The organism is Neobacillus rhizosphaerae, assembly GCF_937468385.1.
Lineage (GTDB): Bacteria > Bacillota > Bacilli > Bacillales > Cytobacillaceae > Neobacillus > Neobacillus rhizosphaerae.
The window spans coordinates 74,125-91,925 of the sequence record NZ_CALBWS010000004.1 but is presented as its reverse complement, the minus strand read 5'-3'; the positions used below and the strand labels follow the sequence as shown (position 1 = coordinate 91,925).

Here is a 17,801-nt window from a genome sequence, read left to right as displayed (position 1 = left end):
ACTCGGAAGGTAGCTGCGCCCGAGCCATTGTCTTTTTTTGCTAAAATTATTTTCCTAGGAGATATTAAAATAATCATTTATCTTATATAATCAATTTAGCGTACAAACTTCGGGCGATTACGGGCAGGTGTACACGAATGAAGCTTAGTCATATTATGGTTGTTTTAATTATTTTTTCCTGGCCATTATACTATCTATATGAAATTCAATTAGGTGCCATTTCATTCCTTTTACTGGCAATCTTCTTTCTTGTCGTGACGATTAAGGAGACAAAAAAGTTCAAAGAACAGAAGAAAAACAATGGCGATGAATCCTAGAAGGAAAAAATCAGCGGAAACAATTACTAGCACTAGCATAAACGGGAAGAATTTGTTTATAATGAAGAATATGCAATTTGGGAGAGATCCTTCTAAAAGCCCGTTAATCACTCATCTAAGAGTGTTAAATAGAGAAAGGAAGTGCCAATATTGAGTTTAGCACAATACTCAAAAGAGGAATTACAAGAGTTATCTCTCATTGAAATGGCTCATGAATTTTTGAAAAATAGCAAGCAACCAATCTCATTTAGTGATTTAGTCAAAGAGATTCAGGCAGCTGCAACGATTTCCGAACAGGAAATTCGCACTAGATTAGCACAATTTTATACGGACATGAATTTAGATGGCCGCTTCCTCTCATTAGGAGATAATCGTTGGGGACTTCGCCTCTGGTATCCTGTTGATACACAAGAAGAAGAAGTCGTGACAGTCATTAAGCCTAAGAAGAAAAAGGCGAAAAAGGTTGTCGACGAGGATATCGACCTTGATGATTACGATGAGAACGATGAGGAAGAGTATGATGACATCGACGATTTTGCCGATGAAGACGAACTTCTTGATGAAGAAGATGACCTCGACATTGATGAAGTCGATGAATTTGACGAAGAGGAAGATGAAGAAGTCCTTGATGATGAGGAAGAATTCGACATTGATGAAGAAGATGACCTCGACGAAGAGCTTGTGGAAGAAGACGAATTTGAGGAAGACGAAGAAGACGAAGACAAGTAATTGGCTAACTTTAGGGGCTGACCACTAAGGGAAGCTACTTAAAGAATGTGCTTTTTAGAAACAAGCTGTGCTTGTTGTGAAGTTGCTTGTGCTTTTCTAATAGTCTTGACTTTTTATCCGTGCCCTTGTATCATCTTGTTTGGGCTCCTTAAAAAAGGAACGAATCATTATTTACCTATATGCGCTCCCTTGCAATCGCGAGATGGAGCGCTTTTTATTTTGGAAAAACTCCCTTGTAGCGGTGGAGTTTTTTCGCTTTTTGGGCTTGTTTTTGTGAAAAAATGACGGCCGGATTTGATTCGTGAGCATGACCTGGTAAGTTAAAAATTTTTTGCAAAAATTCTTTAACAATCCGAATAATGTACAAACTGTATTTGAGGGGGAATTATTTATGACAAAGTATATTTTTGTAACCGGTGGTGTCGTTTCATCACTTGGAAAGGGAATTACCGCTGCATCATTAGGACGTTTATTAAAAAATCGTGGTTTGAATGTAACGATTCAAAAATTTGACCCGTATATTAACGTCGACCCTGGGACGATGAGCCCTTACCAGCACGGCGAAGTGTTCGTTACCGATGACGGTGCAGAAACCGACTTGGACTTAGGGCACTATGAGCGCTTTATCGACATCAATTTAAACAAGTACAGCAACGTAACCACCGGAAAAATCTATTCGACAGTTTTACGAAAAGAGCGTCGCGGTGACTATCTGGGCGCGACTGTCCAGGTTATTCCACATATCACCAACGAAATTAAGGAGCGCTGTTTCCGTGCTGGCAAAGAAACCAACGCCGATGTCGTAATTACCGAAATTGGCGGAACCGTTGGTGACATCGAGTCACTACCATTTTTAGAGGCAATCCGCCAGATTAAAAGTGATATTGGCAGTGAGAATGTGATGTACATTCACTGTACGTTGATTCCGTACATCAAGGCTGCCGGTGAAATGAAGACGAAGCCAACTCAGCATAGCGTGAAGGAGCTGCGCAGTCTCGGCATTCAGCCAAACATTATTGTCGTACGTACGGAACTACCTGTGTCACAGGACATGAAGGACAAAATTGCCTTGTTCTGTGATATTGATGCCAAAGCGGTCATTGAATGCCGCGATGCCGATACGCTATATTCGATTCCACTTGCCCTTCAAGAGCAAAATATGGACCAAATCGTCTGTGACCATTTGAAGCTCAATTTACCTGAAGCCGAAATGACTGAATGGAAGGCACTCGTCAGCCGCGTTCTTAACCTTTCGAACAAGACGCGCATTGGCCTTGTCGGAAAATATGTTGAGCTCCAGGATGCCTATATTTCGGTTGTTGAAGCGATGAAACATGCTGGTTATGCCTTCGATACTGATGTGGAAATTAAATGGATTAATTCTGATGAGGTAACTCGGGAGAATGTCGCTGCGTTACTGAGTGATGTCGACGGTGTCCTAGTACCTGGCGGATTTGGTGATCGCGGAATCGAAGGGAAAATTGAAGCGACTCGCTATGCCCGTGAGCAGAAGAAGCCATTCCTTGGGATTTGTTTAGGGATGCAGTTGGCAACGATTGAATATGCGCGGAACGTGTTGGGCTATGCCGAAGCCCATTCCGCTGAGTTTGTCCCTGAGACCGTTCATCCAATCATCGACTTACTTCCGGAGCAGAAGGATGTCGAAGATTTAGGCGGAACATTACGATTAGGGCTTTATCCGTGCCGTCTGCTTGAGGGGACGAAGGCTTTCACTGCCTACCAAGAAAAGGTCGTTTACGAGCGCCATCGCCACCGCTACGAATTTAACAATCACTATCGTCAAGAAATGGAAGCTGCCGGGTTTATTTTCTCTGGAACAAGCCCGGACGGCCGGTTGGTCGAAGTTATCGAACTAGCGGATCATCCATGGTTCGTTGCTTCCCAGTTCCATCCGGAATTTGTTTCAAGACCAACGCGTCCGCAGCCGTTGTTCCGTGAATTTATTAAAGCAACAATTGAAAAATAAGTTTTTGGACCAGTTCCCAGTGAGGGAGCTGGTTTTTTTCTGTATATTTTGGTAAAAAATGTTAAAAAAGCCAAAGCTGCTGAAAAATGAGCCAATAATTAAAAAAAATGAGCCAAAGCCTAAGGAAAATGAGCCAATGAACCGAAAAAATAAGCCAATGCTCCGGAAAAATGAGCCATAAACAATATAAGTGACCCACGCAAAGCCATTTATAATGTAAAACAGGACCACATCGGCCCTGTTTTACACCTCGTATTCCGCAAAAATCTCATCAATCGTAAATTTCAAGCCATAATAGACGAATAATGCCGCCATCGAAGACGGATATCCAAAGCGACCTCCGAAATCATCTGGTAGTAGGCCTTTTGTCAGCCGCAAATCGATATGGACGTCTGCAAATTCAGTCAAATCACCAATGGCTGCATCCATTACCGTCGAGACAGACACAAATGGGACCTGCTTTTCCCGAAGTATGGCCGCTATTTCTAATGCTGCTTCATCGCTGGAAGTGCGGGTGAAAATCAGCACGCGATCGGCATCGCTAAGCTCTTCCACCTCAGCCAGCGTCAGCACTTTTACTCCCTTAAACGGCTCCGCGCCATCCACCGCCTCGAATTCGACAGCCTTCATTTCCCTCGTACCATAAATATATATCAATCCGTCGCCGACAGGTGCTTGTGCTAACAGACGGGCGCCGTCTTCGAACGAAAATTCCGCTTTTTCCTCGATCCGTTTAAACAGGCCTGTTAATTGAGTAGTAAACATTTTTAACATAAAAATCCTCCCTTTCGCTCTACCATTATAGACTTTTTCCACCAATTGCAAAAATAAATGTAAATTCCTACAAAATAATACCTATTAGGGTAAAAGACAGGAAGGAATTTCCCCCTCGAGAAGCGAAGTAATACTAGTGAATGTATAGGTGTTGATAATATAGAGAGATCGCCGATTGGCGAGCCCCTACAGAGGTGTAAAATTGCATTTATGCCTAATAGGAAAATTTACTTTCCTAGCGTCCTAAAAAATTTGAATCTAACAAATTGGGAAGAGGTGGAGAGAATGAAAGAGAAAATTTTAATCGTAGACGATCAATTTGGAATTCGAATTTTGCTAAATGAGGTGTTTCAAAAGGAAGGGTACCAAACGTTTCAGGCAGCTAATGGAGTTCAGGCCCTTGACATTGTGAAAAAGCATGACCCGGACCTTGTGCTACTTGACATGAAAATTCCGGGAATGGACGGGATTGAAATTTTAAAAAGAATGAAAGTCATCGACCCGGATATTCGCGTGATTATCATGACTGCCTACGGTGAATTGGATATGATTCAAGAAGCAAAGGATTTGGGCGCCATCACTCATTTTGCCAAACCTTTTGACATTGATGATATCCGTGCAGCTGTAAGAAAATATATACCGCAAAAAACGAACTGACTAGTACGTTAATATGGGTGCGCTTTCATTATGACATTTTCTAAAACACCATCTGATTAATGGCATTTCCTCCTTTGATTTGATATGATGTATATGAAATTTTACTGACTGGCTATCATTTTTTTAAGAATACATAATTGGTAAAATAGAGGGAAAACCTTAATATGGAAAGCCCTTTTCGAAATGATAGCACCCAAAATTAAGGAGGAAGAGACATGCCTTTAGTATCTATGAAAGAAATGCTTATTAAAGCGAAGGCGGAAGGCTACGCTGTTGGGCAGTTTAACATTAATAATTTAGAATTTACTCAAGCCATTCTTCAAGCAGCAGTTGCTGAGAAATCACCAGTTATTCTTGGTGTTTCTGAAGGTGCAGGCCGTTATATCGGCGGTTTCAAAACGGTTGTCAAAATGGTAGAAGGTTTAATGGAAGATTATAACGTGACTGTTCCTGTTGCGATTCACCTTGACCACGGTTCAAGCTTTGATAAATGTAAAGAAGCAATTGATGCAGGCTTCACTTCTGTTATGATCGATGCTTCCCACCACCCGTTTGAAGAGAACATTGAAATTACTTCTAAAGTAGTGGAATATGCTCACTCCAAAGGTGTTTCTGTAGAAGCAGAATTAGGAACAGTTGGCGGACAAGAAGATGATGTGGTTGCAGAGGGCGTTATCTACGCTGATCCAAAAGAATGTGAAGAGCTTGTGAAGCGCACTGGTATCGATTGCCTTGCTCCTGCACTAGGTTCTGTACACGGTCCTTACAAAGGCGAACCAAAATTGGGCTTCGTTGAAATGGGAGAAATCGGCAAGATCACTGGCATGCCACTTGTACTTCATGGTGGAACAGGAATCCCAACAAAGGATATCCAAAAGTCAGTTTCCCTTGGAACAGCAAAAATCAACGTGAACACTGAAAACCAAATCGCCTCAGCTAAGACCGTGCGCGAAGTATTAGCAGCAAAACCGAACGAATACGATCCACGTAAATATTTAGGACCAGCTCGCGATGCCATTAAAGAAACAGTTATCGGCAAAATGCGCGAATTCGGTTCATCAGGCCGAGCGTAAGAGAAAAAACGACACTTTTTGTTATTTGTGTTAATTATGATAAAATTAAAACCGTCCTTATTGCTAGGGCGGTTTCAGTGTGTAAATGAATACTCTCACCGCCTAATTTTTTAAAAGAAAATTTGCAGTGGGGGTTTCAATGCACCGCCCTTCGCCTACATTAAGGAAGGGGTGCCCTTGCCTAAAATGGATAGAAAACTAAAATTTAGTCGAAATTTGGAGGGAAAGACGATGAAATTTTTTATTGATACTGCCAACTTAGATGAAATTCGTGAAGCACATGAACTTGGTTTATTAGCGGGAGTAACGACAAACCCTACACTTGTTGCCAAAGAAAAAGGCGTTTCTTTCCACGATCGTATAAAGGAAATTGCAGCTCTTGTTCCAGGTTCAGTTAGCGCGGAAGTAATCTCCCTTGATGCAGAGGGAATGATTAAAGAAGGCCTGGAGCTAGCGGCTATCGCTCCAAATATCACCGTGAAAGTTCCGATGACTCCTGATGGATTAAAAGCATGTCATGCTTTTTCAAAACAAGGCATTAAGACAAATGTCACGCTAATTTTTAACGCTAATCAAGCCTTGCTTGCGGCAAGAGCAGGTGCTACCTATGTATCACCATTCCTTGGCAGATTAGATGATATCGGCCAAAATGGTTTAGATCTTATTTCCACGATTGCCGAAATCTTTGCTGTTCATGGAATTGAATCTGAAATCATCGCAGCCTCTATCCGCAATCCTATCCATGTAACAGAAGCAGCCTTAAGAGGAGCGCATATTGCGACTATTCCTTACAAAGTTCTGATGGGCTTAACCCAGCATCCATTAACTGATAAAGGAATCGAAGCATTCCTAAAAGATTGGGAATCCCGTAACGAAGCCTAACAATTCATTTGTTTTTCCATTTTTGTGTAAGGTGAAACTTCCATCTGTGAGGTTTCCCTTCATCCCTCACAGATGGTTAGTTGAACCAATCGGGCTTTTATGGGCAGTGATCCGAAATAATTCTGATGGATTTCCACGAAATATTTGCTAAGGATCTTACTGCCCGTTAATGCGGGATAAGGTGAAACTTCCATCTGTGAGGTTTTCCTTCATCCCTCACAGATGGTTAGTTGAACCAATCGGGCTTTTACGGGCAGTTGATCCGAAATAATTCTGATGGATTTTCACGAAATATTTGCTAAGGATTTTACTGCCCGTTAATGCGGGATAAATTTTTTTAATTTGGATACATGAAAATTAAATTTTCGTGTAAACTATAAATTAGACAAACTGTCGGAATTTGGCTTTTTGAATTGGAAAAATATACCTAAAGCCTTGTTTGGTTACAAGTGTGCTTTTATTAGCTCAGCAAGCTGATTAGAAAGTACCGACCCATTCCATCAACCATTCATGACTTACATACGGCTTAGAAGGGAGTCGAAAATGGAAAAACTTAAAATTGCGGGCGGATATCCGTTAAAGGGAACTGTTCGAATCAGTGGAGCAAAAAATAGTGCCGTTGCCTTAATTCCCGCAACGATTTTAGCAGAATCACCAGTGACGATTGAAGGCTTGCCGGACATCTCTGATGTTGAAATCCTAAAGGACCTGCTTGAGGAAATCGGTGGAAAGGTCCAAATTACGGATGATGAAATGACCGTCGACCCTTCAAAGATGATTTCCATGCCGCTGCCAAACGGTAAGGTGAAAATGCTGCGTGCTTCCTATTACCTAATGGGAGCGATGCTTGGGCGCTTTAAAAAGGCGGTTATTGGTTTACCGGGTGGCTGCCATCTAGGTCCGAGACCGATTGATCAGCATATAAAAGGCTTCGAAGCACTTGGAGCGCAAATCACCAACGAGCAAGGGGCAATTTATTTACGGGCCGACGAGCTGCGCGGTGCCCGGATTTACCTCGATGTCGTCAGTGTGGGCGCGACCATCAATATTATGCTGGCTGCGGTACGAGCTAAAGGACGGACCATCATTGAAAATGCCGCCAAAGAGCCGGAAATCATTGATGTGGCCACACTATTAACCAACATGGGAGCGAAAATAAAAGGGGCCGGAACGGACGTTATCCGCATCGATGGTGTCGATACATTAAATGGCTGTCGTCACACGATCATTCCTGACCGAATTGAAGCAGGTACGTATATGATTATTGGTGCCGCTGTTGGGGAAGGCGTTTTGATTGATAATGTCATCCCGCAGCACTTAGAATCGTTAATTGCCAAGCTCCGTGAGATGGGCGTGCAAGTTGAATCGGGCGATGACCAAGTGTTTATTAGCGGCTCGGCTAATTTGAAAGCGGTTGATATTAAAACGCTCGTCTATCCAGGATTCCCGACTGATCTGCAGCAGCCAGTTACGACTCTTCTAACAAAGGCCACAGGCTCAAGCGTGGTCACCGATAACATTTACAGTGCCCGCTTTAAGCATATTGATGAATTAAGAAGAATGAACGCCAATATTAAGGTTGAAGGACGCTCCGCCATCATTAATGGTCCTGTCCAGCTTCAAGGGGCCAAAGTGAAGGCAAGCGACCTACGAGCCGGAGCCGCACTCGTGATTGCCGGCCTGATTGCCGAAGGAATTACCGAGGTCACCGGGCTAGAGCATATTGACCGCGGCTACAGCAATCTGGTGGAAAAATTAAACGGTCTTGGCGCGACGGTTTGGCGGGAAGCGTTAACAAATGAAGAAGTCGAACATTTAAAAAATACTTAGATAGAAAAGCGGAAGCGGCCGTCCGGGAGTTTTTGTTAGCTAATATTCAAGGTTTTGAAGGTTGCAAAAGAGAAAACAGGAGTTGGAGAATAATGGAGAGAAGTTTAACAATGGAGCTTGTCCGCGTTACTGAAGGAGCTGCCCTTGCATCAGCTCGTTGGATGGGACGCGGCAAAAAGGATGAAGCCGACGGTGCTGCCACTTCAGCGATGCGCGATGTGTTTGACACCGTTCCGATGAAAGGTACTGTTGTCATTGGTGAGGGAGAAATGGACGAGGCACCTATGCTTTATATTGGCGAAAAGCTCGGTACGGGCTATGGCCCGCGCGTCGATGTCGCCGTTGACCCGCTAGAAGGCACCAATATTTTAGCATCCGGCGGCTGGAATGCCTTAGCTGTTTTGGCGGTTGCTGACCATGGAAATCTGCTCCATGCCCCGGATATGTATATGGAAAAAATCGCTGTCGGTCCTGAAGCAGTCGGACTTGTCGATATCAATGCCTCCGTTTTGGACAACCTTAAAGCGGTGGCCAAAGCGAAAAATAAAGATATCGAGGATGTGGTCGCGACTGTCTTAAACCGTCCGCGTCATGAACATATCATTGCCCAGCTTCGTGAAGCCGGAGCACGGATTAAGTTGATTAACGACGGTGACGTCGCAGGTGCGATTAACACGGCTTTCGATAACACTGGTGTCGACATTCTTTTTGGTTCCGGCGGTGCCCCTGAGGGTGTCCTAGCAGCTGTTGCCTTGAAATGTCTCGGCGGTGAAATCATGGGGAGACTATTACCGCAAAATGATGCTGAGATTGAGCGCTGTATGAAAATGGGCTTAGATGTCAATCGCGTGCTCCGCATGGAGGACCTTGTGAAGGGCGACGACGCCATTTTTGCTGCAACCGGTGTGACCGATGGAGAATTACTGCGCGGGGTTCAATTTAAAGGAGCCTATGGTTCAACCCACTCAGTCGTCATGCGCGCCAAATCAGGAACCGTCCGCTTCATCGAAGGTCGTCACAGTTTGAAAAAGAAACCGAATTTGGTATTATAGGTGGTGTGGTGCCTGACTCCCAATGGTGTCAGGCACCAACAAAATAGAGAAACTCCGTGATCTCCAAGAGGAATCCCTTCCAGGAAAAATTTCCAAGTGATGATTTTTAAAAAATTTAGTTGATTAATTTTTTGCTCAAGGGGTAAAATAGTAGTTGTTTTTATTATGCATTTTTTCTGCAAATCTATTCATTTCTTTTCTACTTCTATTCCAATTCCTCTAATCTCTTTATTACTATCAAAAGTTGGATTTTCCGCTGGCTGCCGACACGCGGATTTGATGGAAAAATTTAAAAGTGTGGTGTACAAATGGACTTAACAATTTCAAGTTTAGAAAATATGAAGCTGAAGGAACTTTATGAACTCGCTCGTGAATTTAAAGTGACCTATTACAGCAAATTAACGAAAAAAGAATTAATTTTTGCGATATTAAAATCTCGTGCTGAGCAGCAGGGTTATTTTTTCATGGAAGGCGTTCTCGAAATCATCCAATCGGAAGGGTTCGGATTTCTACGTCCAATTAACTACTCGCCAAGTTCAGAAGATATATATATTTCGGCCTCGCAAATCCGTCGCTTTGATCTTCGTAATGGGGACAAGGTTTCTGGTAAAGTTCGTCCGCCAAAGGAAAATGAACGTTATTACGGTCTTCTGCATGTAGAAGCGGTGAATGGCGAAGATCCTGAATCGGCCAAAGAACGCGTCTACTTCCCGGCATTAACCGCTCTATATCCAAATCGAAAAATGAAGCTTGAGACCACTCAAAAACATCTTTCAACCCGGATAATGGATGTTATCGCACCGGTCGGTTTTGGCCAACGTGGGTTAATTGTCGCACCACCAAAAGCAGGTAAAACGATGCTGTTAAAAGAAATTGCGAACAGCATTACCACCAACCACCCAGAAGTGGAATTAATCGTGCTCTTGATCGATGAACGTCCCGAAGAAGTGACCGATATTGAACGGTCTGTAGCCGGCGATGTCGTCAGCTCAACGTTTGATGAAGTGCCTGAAAATCATATTAAAGTTGCTGAGCTCGTGCTTGACCGGGCGATGCGTTTAGTCGAGCACAAGCGCGATGTTGTTATTTTGATGGATAGCATTACTCGTTTGGCCCGTGCGTATAACCTTGTGATTCCGCCGAGCGGCCGGACACTTTCCGGGGGGATTGATCCGGCAGCTTTCCACCGTCCGAAACGATTCTTCGGAGCGGCCCGGAATATTGAAGAGGGCGGCAGCTTGACGATCCTCGCAACGGCATTAGTTGATACTGGTTCGCGGATGGACGATGTCATTTATGAGGAATTTAAAGGGACAGGCAATATGGAATTGCACCTGGATCGCCAGCTTGCCGAGCGTCGGATTTTCCCTGCGCTTGATATCCGCCGTTCCGGAACGCGTAAGGAAGAATTGCTCATTCCGAAGGATCATTTGGATAAATTATGGGCGATTCGGAAGTCGATGTCAGATTCGCCTGACTTTGCCGAACGCTTCTTGAAAAAATTAAGACAGACCAAGTCAAACGAAGAATTTTTCGCGCAGCTAGGTGAGGAATTAAAGACCCGCCGCTCGTAGGTACTGCAAGGTGCAGAACCTTATGAAAAAGGGCACTTTGGTCCAAGGGTAGCGGGCTAAATTTTTTAAAAATAAATGCTTATACCTAAAAATCCCAACTTGCAAAAGCAAGTGACCCTTGTTATAATGGTTGCAGTGTGTTTTAAGTATTTCAGGTGCCTGTTTTAGACAAGCACTTTAGATAACTCTGTTTCGAAAGATTCAGGGCGGAAGGAGATGAAAAGAATGAAAGCAGGAATTCATCCAAATTATAAAACAATAACGGTGACATGTGCATGCGGAAACACTTTTGAAACTGGTTCAGTGAAAAAAGAAATTCGCGTTGAAACTTGTTCAGAATGTCATCCATTCTATACTGGTCGCCAAAAATTCGCTGAAGCCGGCGGACGTGTTGACCGTTTCAACAAAAAATACGGCCTTAAGCAACAATAATTGCTCAGGAACAGGCAAGAGGAAACATCAACTTGCCTGTTTTTTATTGTGCAAAATTGATAAATTAACATATAATAACAGTTTACATGGTTCGTTTATTGGAAGGAGAGGCCGTTTATGTATTTAATGAAGCAAAGCGGATGGGTTGAGGTTATCTGTGGCAGTATGTTTTCTGGAAAATCGGAGGAATTGATTCGTCGCGTCAGACGGGCTCAATTTGCGAAACAAAAAATAGCTGTGTTTAAGCCGAAAATTGATAATCGCTATCACGAACAGTCTGTAGTCTCCCATAACGGCTCTTCTTTTCATGCGATACCAATTTCCCATTCTATAGAGATTCTTCATCATGTCGAAGCGGATATGGATATCATTGCAATTGATGAGGTTCAGTTTTTTGATGAAGGCATTGTCAGGGTGGTCCAACAGTTGGCAGACAGCGGCCACCGCGTCGTTTGTGCCGGTCTTGACATGGATTTCCGCGGCGAGCCGTTCGGACAAATGCCCGCCTTAATGGCGGTTGCTGAATCCGTGACGAAGCTTCAAGCTGTCTGCACGGTCTGTGGTTCACCATCAAGCCGTACCCAGCGCCTAATCGACGGCCGCCCAGCATCCTATCATGACCCAGTCATCCTAGTCGGCGCCTCAGAAGCGTACGAGCCTCGCTGCCGTCACCACCACGAAGTACCAAAAGCAATTCCAGTTCGGTAGCGTGGTGCCCTTTTGTGGTGCCTGACACCATAAACACTGTCTGAGAGTTGGATTCTCAGGCAGTTTTTTTGTTGAAATTTCCGTTTGGCGGAATAATTGTCCCTTTCGGCGGAATTATGTGGGGAATCAGCGGAATAAAATCAAAAAGACGCAGAATAAATATAATAATTTGCAGAATGGCCGGTTGAGTTTAGCGAAATTATCTAAAAAAGGGATAAAATTCTGCACGTAAGACAGTTTTGGAAGGATTTCACTAAGCAAGTTCAACTTTCCCATGGGCATGATAGTAATGGGGAGGTGAATGATGCTGAAAAAATGGATAGTTTTCTCGGTTGTTCTCGTGTTTATCTTAAGTGGATGCCAGAGTAATCGGAACGCGGCTAATGACGCAGGGTATGATTTGCGGACAGACCAATCAAAGACTAACTATATGTCCAACCGTGGTAAAAACCAGCAGCACTTAGTGGAAGATGATATTACCAATCAAAATCCGAACTTCCTTGACCTGGAGCAAACGGGAAGTGGCGGAGAGGCTGGCGCTGGAAATTATGGTAACGATACGAACAAAGCAAAGCAGGTCATTGCGGATATGAATGAGTTTGTTACCGATTCTGTCTGGATAAATGGTAACCGGATGTGGGTCTCTGTTTATAAAAAAGGGATGCTTTCTAATCAGGAAAGAATCAATGCCGAAGCCAGCCTCCATCGGAAATTAATGCAGGCGCTGCCACGGTATCAAATTGAAGTAAGAGTGAAGGAAGATAGAAGATAGCATGCTCTGATACTAGGGCATGTTTTTTTGCGCGATTTTTTTAGCCGTGAGTAGAGGGTTTATCTTTGAAAAATGAACCTAATTTTACATGTTTAGCCGCATATAAACTGCTATTCATTTTTAAAAAAACGACGAATAAAAATTTCTCCCTGTAATTTGGTTTTGACTGCGCTTTTTACCTATACTATAATTAGACTGTTATGGACTAAAATTGAGGTGAATACACTTGTTTGATCGTCTTCAATCTGTAGAGGATCGTTACGAAAAGTTGAATGAACTTTTGAGCGATCCGGAAATTATTAATGATACAAAAAAACTTCGTGAATATTCAAAAGAACAAGCTGATATACAAGAGACTGTACAGACCTACCGCCAATACAAAGAAGCGCGCGAACAACTTCACGATGCCAAGGTCATGCTTGATGAGAAGCTAGATGCTGATATGCGTGAAATGGTGAAGGAAGAGGTAAACGAGCTGGAAGCACAAATAGAGGAATTAGAAGCGCGCATGAAGATTCTTTTGATTCCAAAGGATCCAAACGATGACAAGAACGTTATCTTTGAAATCCGTGGTGCAGCAGGGGGCGATGAAGCGGCGCTATTTGCTGGCACTCTTTACCGTATGTACAGCCGTTTTGCGGAAGCACAGGGCTGGAAAACAGATGTAATTGATGCCAATCCGACAGGTCTCGGCGGCTTTAAGGAAATCATTTTTATGATCAATGGTGCCGGTGCTTATTCAAAATTGAAGTATGAGAATGGCGCCCATCGGGTGCAGCGTGTACCGGAAACGGAATCAGGCGGTCGGATTCACACGTCTACAGCGACGGTTGCCTGCCTGCCGGAAGCGGAAGAAGTGGAAATTGAAATTCACGACAAAGATATCCGCTTTGATGCGTTTGCCTCTAGTGGTGCCGGTGGACAGTCCGTTAATACGACAATGTCAGCTGTTCGTTTAACGCACATTCCAACGGGAATCGTGGTATCGTGTCAGGATGAAAAATCGCAGCATAAAAACAAAGACAAAGCGATGAAGGTATTACGTGCTCGTGTCTATGATAAGTTTCAACAGGAAGCACAGGCAGAATATGACCAAGTCCGTAAATCAGCGGTTGGCACTGGTGACCGCTCGGAACGGATTCGGACATACAATTTCCCGCAAAACCGGGTAACGGACCACCGGATTGGCTTAACGATTCAAAAGCTCGACCAAGTGCTGGAAGGTAAGCTTGATGAAGTGATTGATGCATTGATTCTTGATGACCAAGCGAGAAGACTGGAAAGTGCCTCAAATGAGTAAAAAAGTGTTCGAAGCTCTGAAATGGGCTTCTTCTTTTTTAATCCAAGCGAATAGAGATGAAAATGCTGGAGAGCTGCTGCTAAGGCATTTCACTGAGATGACGCGATCCCAGCTGTTTGCGAATTTACGTGAGGATTTACCGCTGTCGGTTTGGGAGGCCTATGCGAAGGCTGTCCATGAACATGTTCAGGGCGTACCGATTCAATATATCATCGGCACGGAGGAGTTTTACGGCCGAACCTTTATGGTCAATGAAGCGGTGCTAATTCCCCGCCCGGAAACAGAGGAGCTCATATACGGGACGCTCGAACGGATGAAACGGCTATTCACCGGATACGAGGAAATCCAGCTCGCAGACATCGGCACAGGTAGCGGTGCCATCGCGATTACTTTAAAGCTTGAAGAGGAAACACTGCGGGTGTCAGGCACCAATTGTCCACCAAGGGAGGACAAATGTACACGGATGGTGTCAGGCACCGACTGTCCGTCAGGGGAGGACAAATGTACATTGGTGGTGTCAGGCACCGATATTTCTGCGGATTCTCTTGCTGTTGCGAAGGAGAATGCTGTGGAGCTTGGGGCGGATGTTACTTTTGTCCAGGGGGATTTGCTGCGACCGTTTGTTGACAGCGGGGTAAAGCTTGATGTGGTCGTGTCCAATCCGCCGTATATCCCTCTCGGTGACATCACTTCGATGTCTGAGGTGGTCACGGAGCACGAGCCGCACCAGGCCCTTTTTGCTGGAGAGGACGGCTTAGATTTTTACCGACGTTTTATGATTGAGCTACCGCAGGTACTGGCGCCTAGAGCACTTGTATGTTTCGAAATTGGGGCTGGTCAAGGCGAAGCGGTAGCGGAGCTTTTTCAAAAAGCATTTGCGAATATAAAGGTTGAAATTGTCAATGATATCAATGGCAAGGACCGGATGGTGTTTGCGGAAATTGGCTTCAGGATGTAACTACCCGAAGCCTTTTCCAGCTAATAAGAAAGTATAAGTGTACAAAGGAAGGCCCCATGAGCATAATCACGACAGAAGCACATTTTCTGTGAAAATAGAAGAAATTTTCTTCTAGTGGTGTGCGTCAACAAATCATGTGTGTTTCATATTTTCCGTAAAATGATTATTGTTCAGATATAGATTTATAACTATCGATCTTACTGAACCAATAAGCCACAAAGAATAGAAATAAGTAAATACAAAAGTCATAAATGGACAACCAATTTTTTGGATCGTAAAAATGAATCAATACAAAAAATTTCATAGCCCCGTAAGCAGCTAACATTGCAAATATAACACCTTTAAAAAGTATATTTACTTTTGGCCTTATTTGAATCACAAACATAATAGACACTGGGACTAACGAAAAGTGATAAGGAAGCAATAACATTGGGGCAACAGGTGAAAATTTCATTGGATAGCGCCATAATCCTAGTGAAAGCGCAATAAGGTCAATAACAAGTGATAAAATAATGGTTATCAACCCTCCGATAAGTAGCCTTCCTGTACTGTCCTTTTTTCTAAACAGCAGCCAAATAATCCATGGAACAACAAATAATCCAATCCCGAACCACCATTGCCAGGTAAATAGAAAGTTATTAACAACTGCTTCAGCCATGATCTTATTTCCTTTGATAATCATTTCCGCGCCTTTTCTTGATTGTTCTATGCCTTCCATAAATGCCATTCTTCAATCCAACCCCTTATAACAAAATGATGTTGCATGAAAGTTGTTGTCTATATAAAAAATAAAATGAATGTTTTATACCTTCAGGATTTTGGAAGTTTTTCTATAGTTAATCTTTTGCAATTTTGCTTCCATTTATTAATATTTTTTATATTTGGAGGATATAGGACTACGTGGTCGAAAATGTTAAGAGGAATGATTGATAAAAACCAATTGGGTGCGCTCCATTTAAAAAGACAAAACCATAATGAATCATGTTCTTATCCCCAATTCGTCTGAAACCATTGAGTTATCACTTTTATTCTCCCGCAAAAATATTAAAAATTACTAGTTTAAGATACTGGCATTTTGTCCACAATGTAGATAGCGAAGGGACGGTGCTAGAATGAGAAGCAAAATCGTAGTTTGGGCTTATTTAGTGGTTTTATCATTGGGAACGATGTTGAGTTTATATATGCCAAAAACGGAAGCGGCGCAGAAGGAATCGATTGTCATTCCAGGGGAGGCAATTCGCCTCAGGATTCTTGCCAATAGTGATTTTGAAGCGGATCAGGCAATCAAGCGGAAGGTGCGCGATGCGGTTAATGCTCAGATTACCCTGTGGGTGCAGGATTTAACCTCGATGGAAAAAGCAAGAACGCTCATCAAGGCGAAGCTACCGGAGATTCAAGCGATTGCGGAAAAAGTTGTCCGTGAGCAAGCCTCAGCTCAGTCGGTGAAAGTGGAATTTGGCAAGGTTCAGTTTCCGACGAAGCTATATGGTCAGTATTTATATCCAGCAGGGGAGTACCAAGCGATTTTGATTACGCTTGGAAGCGGAGAAGGAGCAAATTGGTGGTGCGTGTTATACCCGCCGTTATGCTTCCTCGATTTTTCAAATGGTGTTGCAGTTAGCAATGGATTCGACGAAAAACAAAAGGCTGCAGCGAAAGCCCCTGAAAAAGAGGAAAAATCCTCTGAAAGGGTGGAACAAGTACCTAATTCGGTGGATGAGGAAGTTGTCGCAAAAGAGCCCCAGGAAGAGCCAACGAAAGAGTCAGTTTCCTTTGATAAGGAAAGGGCGGTTGAAATATCAGATGAAAAGTCAAAAGTCACAAAAGAACCTGCTTTAGAAAAAACAGCAAAAAAGCACGATAAGAAACAAAAGCAAGCACCTGTTTATACCGCAGCAGATGAGGAACCCGTGAAAGTGAAATTCTTTGTCGTCGAAATGTGGGAGAAGCTTTTTAATTAAGCCAGTTCCGAGCGTGGGGCTGGCCTTTTTGTGGAAACGGGGGCGAAGCTGCTCCAATTATTTTAATAATACCTTAAGTTGGATTTAAAAAAACTTAGGTAGTCTGTGCTACATGTTGGTTAGGCTTCACGCACCCAGCCTTTAATATGTTGGTTGGTTTACGACTCAAAACAGGCTTTTTTCTCTTATTGAGTTGGGAGTATGGTTTAGTAAAAAAATTTTACTAGATTCCGAATTCTGTCTGTTCTATTTTACCTACTTTTTCATATTCATAGAGTAGAATCTTAAAAAGAGGTGGATGGGATGCAGGTATTGATTCGCAAGGCTAATAAGGAAGATTTACCCTGCTTACGAGAGTTTCTTGCAAGAGCGAACCTTGGGACGGATGGACTAACGGATGAAACCGTCGGTTATTTTTTGCTGCTTGAGGATGTGGACGGTTCCTTGAAGGGAACCCTTGGCATGGAGGTAATCGAGGATTTTGGGCTGTTGCGCTCACTGGTTGTTTCGCCGGGACAAGCTGAAAAGGAAATCTTTGTTCTTTTTGATTATATGGTGCAATTAGCGAATGAAAGAGGAATGAAAAGTATATATTTAGCTACAAATAAAAGGGCGGCCCTGACGCTTTTTGATTTACTAGGGTTCCAGCGAATTGGCCGTGGAGATCTGCCGTCACCATTTTATCACTTAGAACATATTCGCCACGTTTTAAATGTGGATAACTCGTTATTTTTAAAGTTATCTATTTAATTGTGGATATATCGACAAAGTTATCCACTTTTTCTGGAAAGTTAT

Annotated in this window: 18 protein-coding genes; 16 read left to right on the top strand and 2 right to left on the bottom strand. The window is 43.2% G+C overall.

Annotation, left to right across the window (positions count from 1 at the left end; translation table 11 throughout):
• The first annotated feature begins 137 nt into the window (after positions 1-137).
• The 3 genes from M5A78_RS05590 to M5A78_RS05580 all read left to right on the top strand — a co-directional run bounded on the left by M5A78_RS05590 (position 138) and on the right by M5A78_RS05580 (position 3,033).
• Positions 138-317: a hypothetical protein gene (locus M5A78_RS05590; RefSeq protein WP_248734300.1), complete on the top strand. Its 180-nt coding sequence runs from the start codon at positions 138-140 to the stop codon at positions 315-317.
• A 150-nt stretch (positions 318-467) separates the two neighbouring features.
• Entirely contained in the window at positions 468-1,046 is a 579-nt protein-coding gene (gene rpoE, locus M5A78_RS05585; protein ID WP_248734299.1) for a DNA-directed RNA polymerase subunit delta, read from the top strand.
• A 391-nt stretch (positions 1,047-1,437) separates the two neighbouring features.
• Entirely contained in the window at positions 1,438-3,033 is a 1,596-nt protein-coding gene (locus M5A78_RS05580) for a CTP synthase (RefSeq protein ID WP_248734298.1), read from the top strand.
• Positions 3,034-3,276: 243 nt separating this feature from the next.
• On the opposite strand, the gene M5A78_RS05575 is transcribed toward M5A78_RS05580, so the two are convergent.
• Positions 3,277-3,807, bottom strand: a complete 531-nt coding sequence (locus tag M5A78_RS05575; protein ID WP_248734297.1) for a DUF2529 domain-containing protein — start codon at positions 3,805-3,807, stop codon at positions 3,277-3,279.
• 285 nt (positions 3,808-4,092) lie between these two features.
• Here M5A78_RS05575 and M5A78_RS05570 point away from each other — a divergent pair, with 285 nt between their 5' ends.
• The 11 genes from M5A78_RS05570 (at position 4,093) to prmC (ending at position 15,045) form a co-directional block, all read left to right on the top strand.
• The gene (locus M5A78_RS05570; RefSeq protein WP_248734296.1) at positions 4,093-4,464 is read left to right on the top strand and encodes a response regulator; all 372 of its coding nucleotides are present in this window, start codon (positions 4,093-4,095) and stop codon (positions 4,462-4,464) included.
• 215 nt (positions 4,465-4,679) lie between these two features.
• Positions 4,680-5,537: a class II fructose-bisphosphate aldolase gene (locus tag M5A78_RS05565; RefSeq protein WP_248734295.1), complete on the top strand. Its 858-nt coding sequence runs from the start codon at positions 4,680-4,682 to the stop codon at positions 5,535-5,537.
• A gap of 231 nt (positions 5,538-5,768) precedes the next feature.
• Complete coding sequence (gene fsa, locus M5A78_RS05560) at positions 5,769-6,419, top strand: fructose-6-phosphate aldolase (protein WP_248734294.1); 651 nt, start codon at positions 5,769-5,771, stop codon at positions 6,417-6,419.
• Between the two features lie 543 nt (positions 6,420-6,962).
• Positions 6,963-8,249, top strand: a complete 1,287-nt coding sequence (locus M5A78_RS05555; protein ID WP_248734293.1) for a UDP-N-acetylglucosamine 1-carboxyvinyltransferase — start codon at positions 6,963-6,965, stop codon at positions 8,247-8,249.
• Positions 8,250-8,341: 92 nt separating this feature from the next.
• Positions 8,342-9,301 (top strand): class II fructose-bisphosphatase, encoded by a 960-nt coding sequence (glpX, locus tag M5A78_RS05550; RefSeq protein ID WP_248734292.1) that lies wholly within the window; start codon positions 8,342-8,344, stop codon positions 9,299-9,301.
• Positions 9,302-9,609: 308 nt separating this feature from the next.
• Positions 9,610-10,875: a transcription termination factor Rho gene (gene rho, locus M5A78_RS05545; RefSeq protein WP_248734291.1), complete on the top strand. Its 1,266-nt coding sequence runs from the start codon at positions 9,610-9,612 to the stop codon at positions 10,873-10,875.
• A 225-nt stretch (positions 10,876-11,100) separates the two neighbouring features.
• Positions 11,101-11,307, top strand: coding sequence for a 50S ribosomal protein L31 (rpmE, locus tag M5A78_RS05540; RefSeq protein WP_248734290.1), 207 nt, complete (start codon positions 11,101-11,103; stop codon positions 11,305-11,307).
• Between the two features lie 117 nt (positions 11,308-11,424).
• Positions 11,425-12,015 (top strand): thymidine kinase, encoded by a 591-nt coding sequence (locus M5A78_RS05535; protein ID WP_248734289.1) that lies wholly within the window; start codon positions 11,425-11,427, stop codon positions 12,013-12,015.
• A gap of 301 nt (positions 12,016-12,316) precedes the next feature.
• A complete protein-coding gene (locus M5A78_RS05530) occupies positions 12,317-12,787 on the top strand; it encodes a hypothetical protein (RefSeq protein WP_248734288.1) in 471 nt (156 codons plus the stop codon).
• 226 nt (positions 12,788-13,013) lie between these two features.
• Positions 13,014-14,087, top strand: coding sequence for a peptide chain release factor 1 (prfA, locus tag M5A78_RS05525; RefSeq protein ID WP_248734287.1), 1,074 nt, complete (start codon positions 13,014-13,016; stop codon positions 14,085-14,087).
• The gene (gene prmC, locus M5A78_RS05520) at positions 14,047-15,045 is read left to right on the top strand and encodes a peptide chain release factor N(5)-glutamine methyltransferase (RefSeq protein ID WP_319942256.1); all 999 of its coding nucleotides are present in this window, start codon (positions 14,047-14,049) and stop codon (positions 15,043-15,045) included. The genes prfA and prmC overlap by 41 nt, the downstream gene beginning before the upstream one ends.
• 163 nt (positions 15,046-15,208) lie before the next feature.
• Here the strand turns inward: prmC and M5A78_RS05515 are convergent, their stop codons facing one another.
• Positions 15,209-15,772 carry a CBO0543 family protein gene (locus M5A78_RS05515; RefSeq protein WP_248734285.1) on the bottom strand — a complete coding sequence of 188 codons (564 nt, stop codon included), beginning with the start codon at positions 15,770-15,772 and terminating at the stop codon, positions 15,209-15,211.
• Positions 15,773-16,157: 385 nt separating this feature from the next.
• Between M5A78_RS05515 and spoIIR the strand changes: the two genes are divergently transcribed.
• Together spoIIR and M5A78_RS05505 are read left to right on the top strand one after the other, a co-directional pair.
• Positions 16,158-17,006, top strand: coding sequence for a stage II sporulation protein R (gene spoIIR, locus M5A78_RS05510; protein ID WP_248734284.1), 849 nt, complete (start codon positions 16,158-16,160; stop codon positions 17,004-17,006).
• 303 nt (positions 17,007-17,309) lie between these two features.
• Positions 17,310-17,756, top strand: coding sequence for a GNAT family N-acetyltransferase (locus tag M5A78_RS05505; protein ID WP_248734283.1), 447 nt, complete (start codon positions 17,310-17,312; stop codon positions 17,754-17,756).
• Positions 17,757-17,801: the final 45 nt, after the last annotated feature.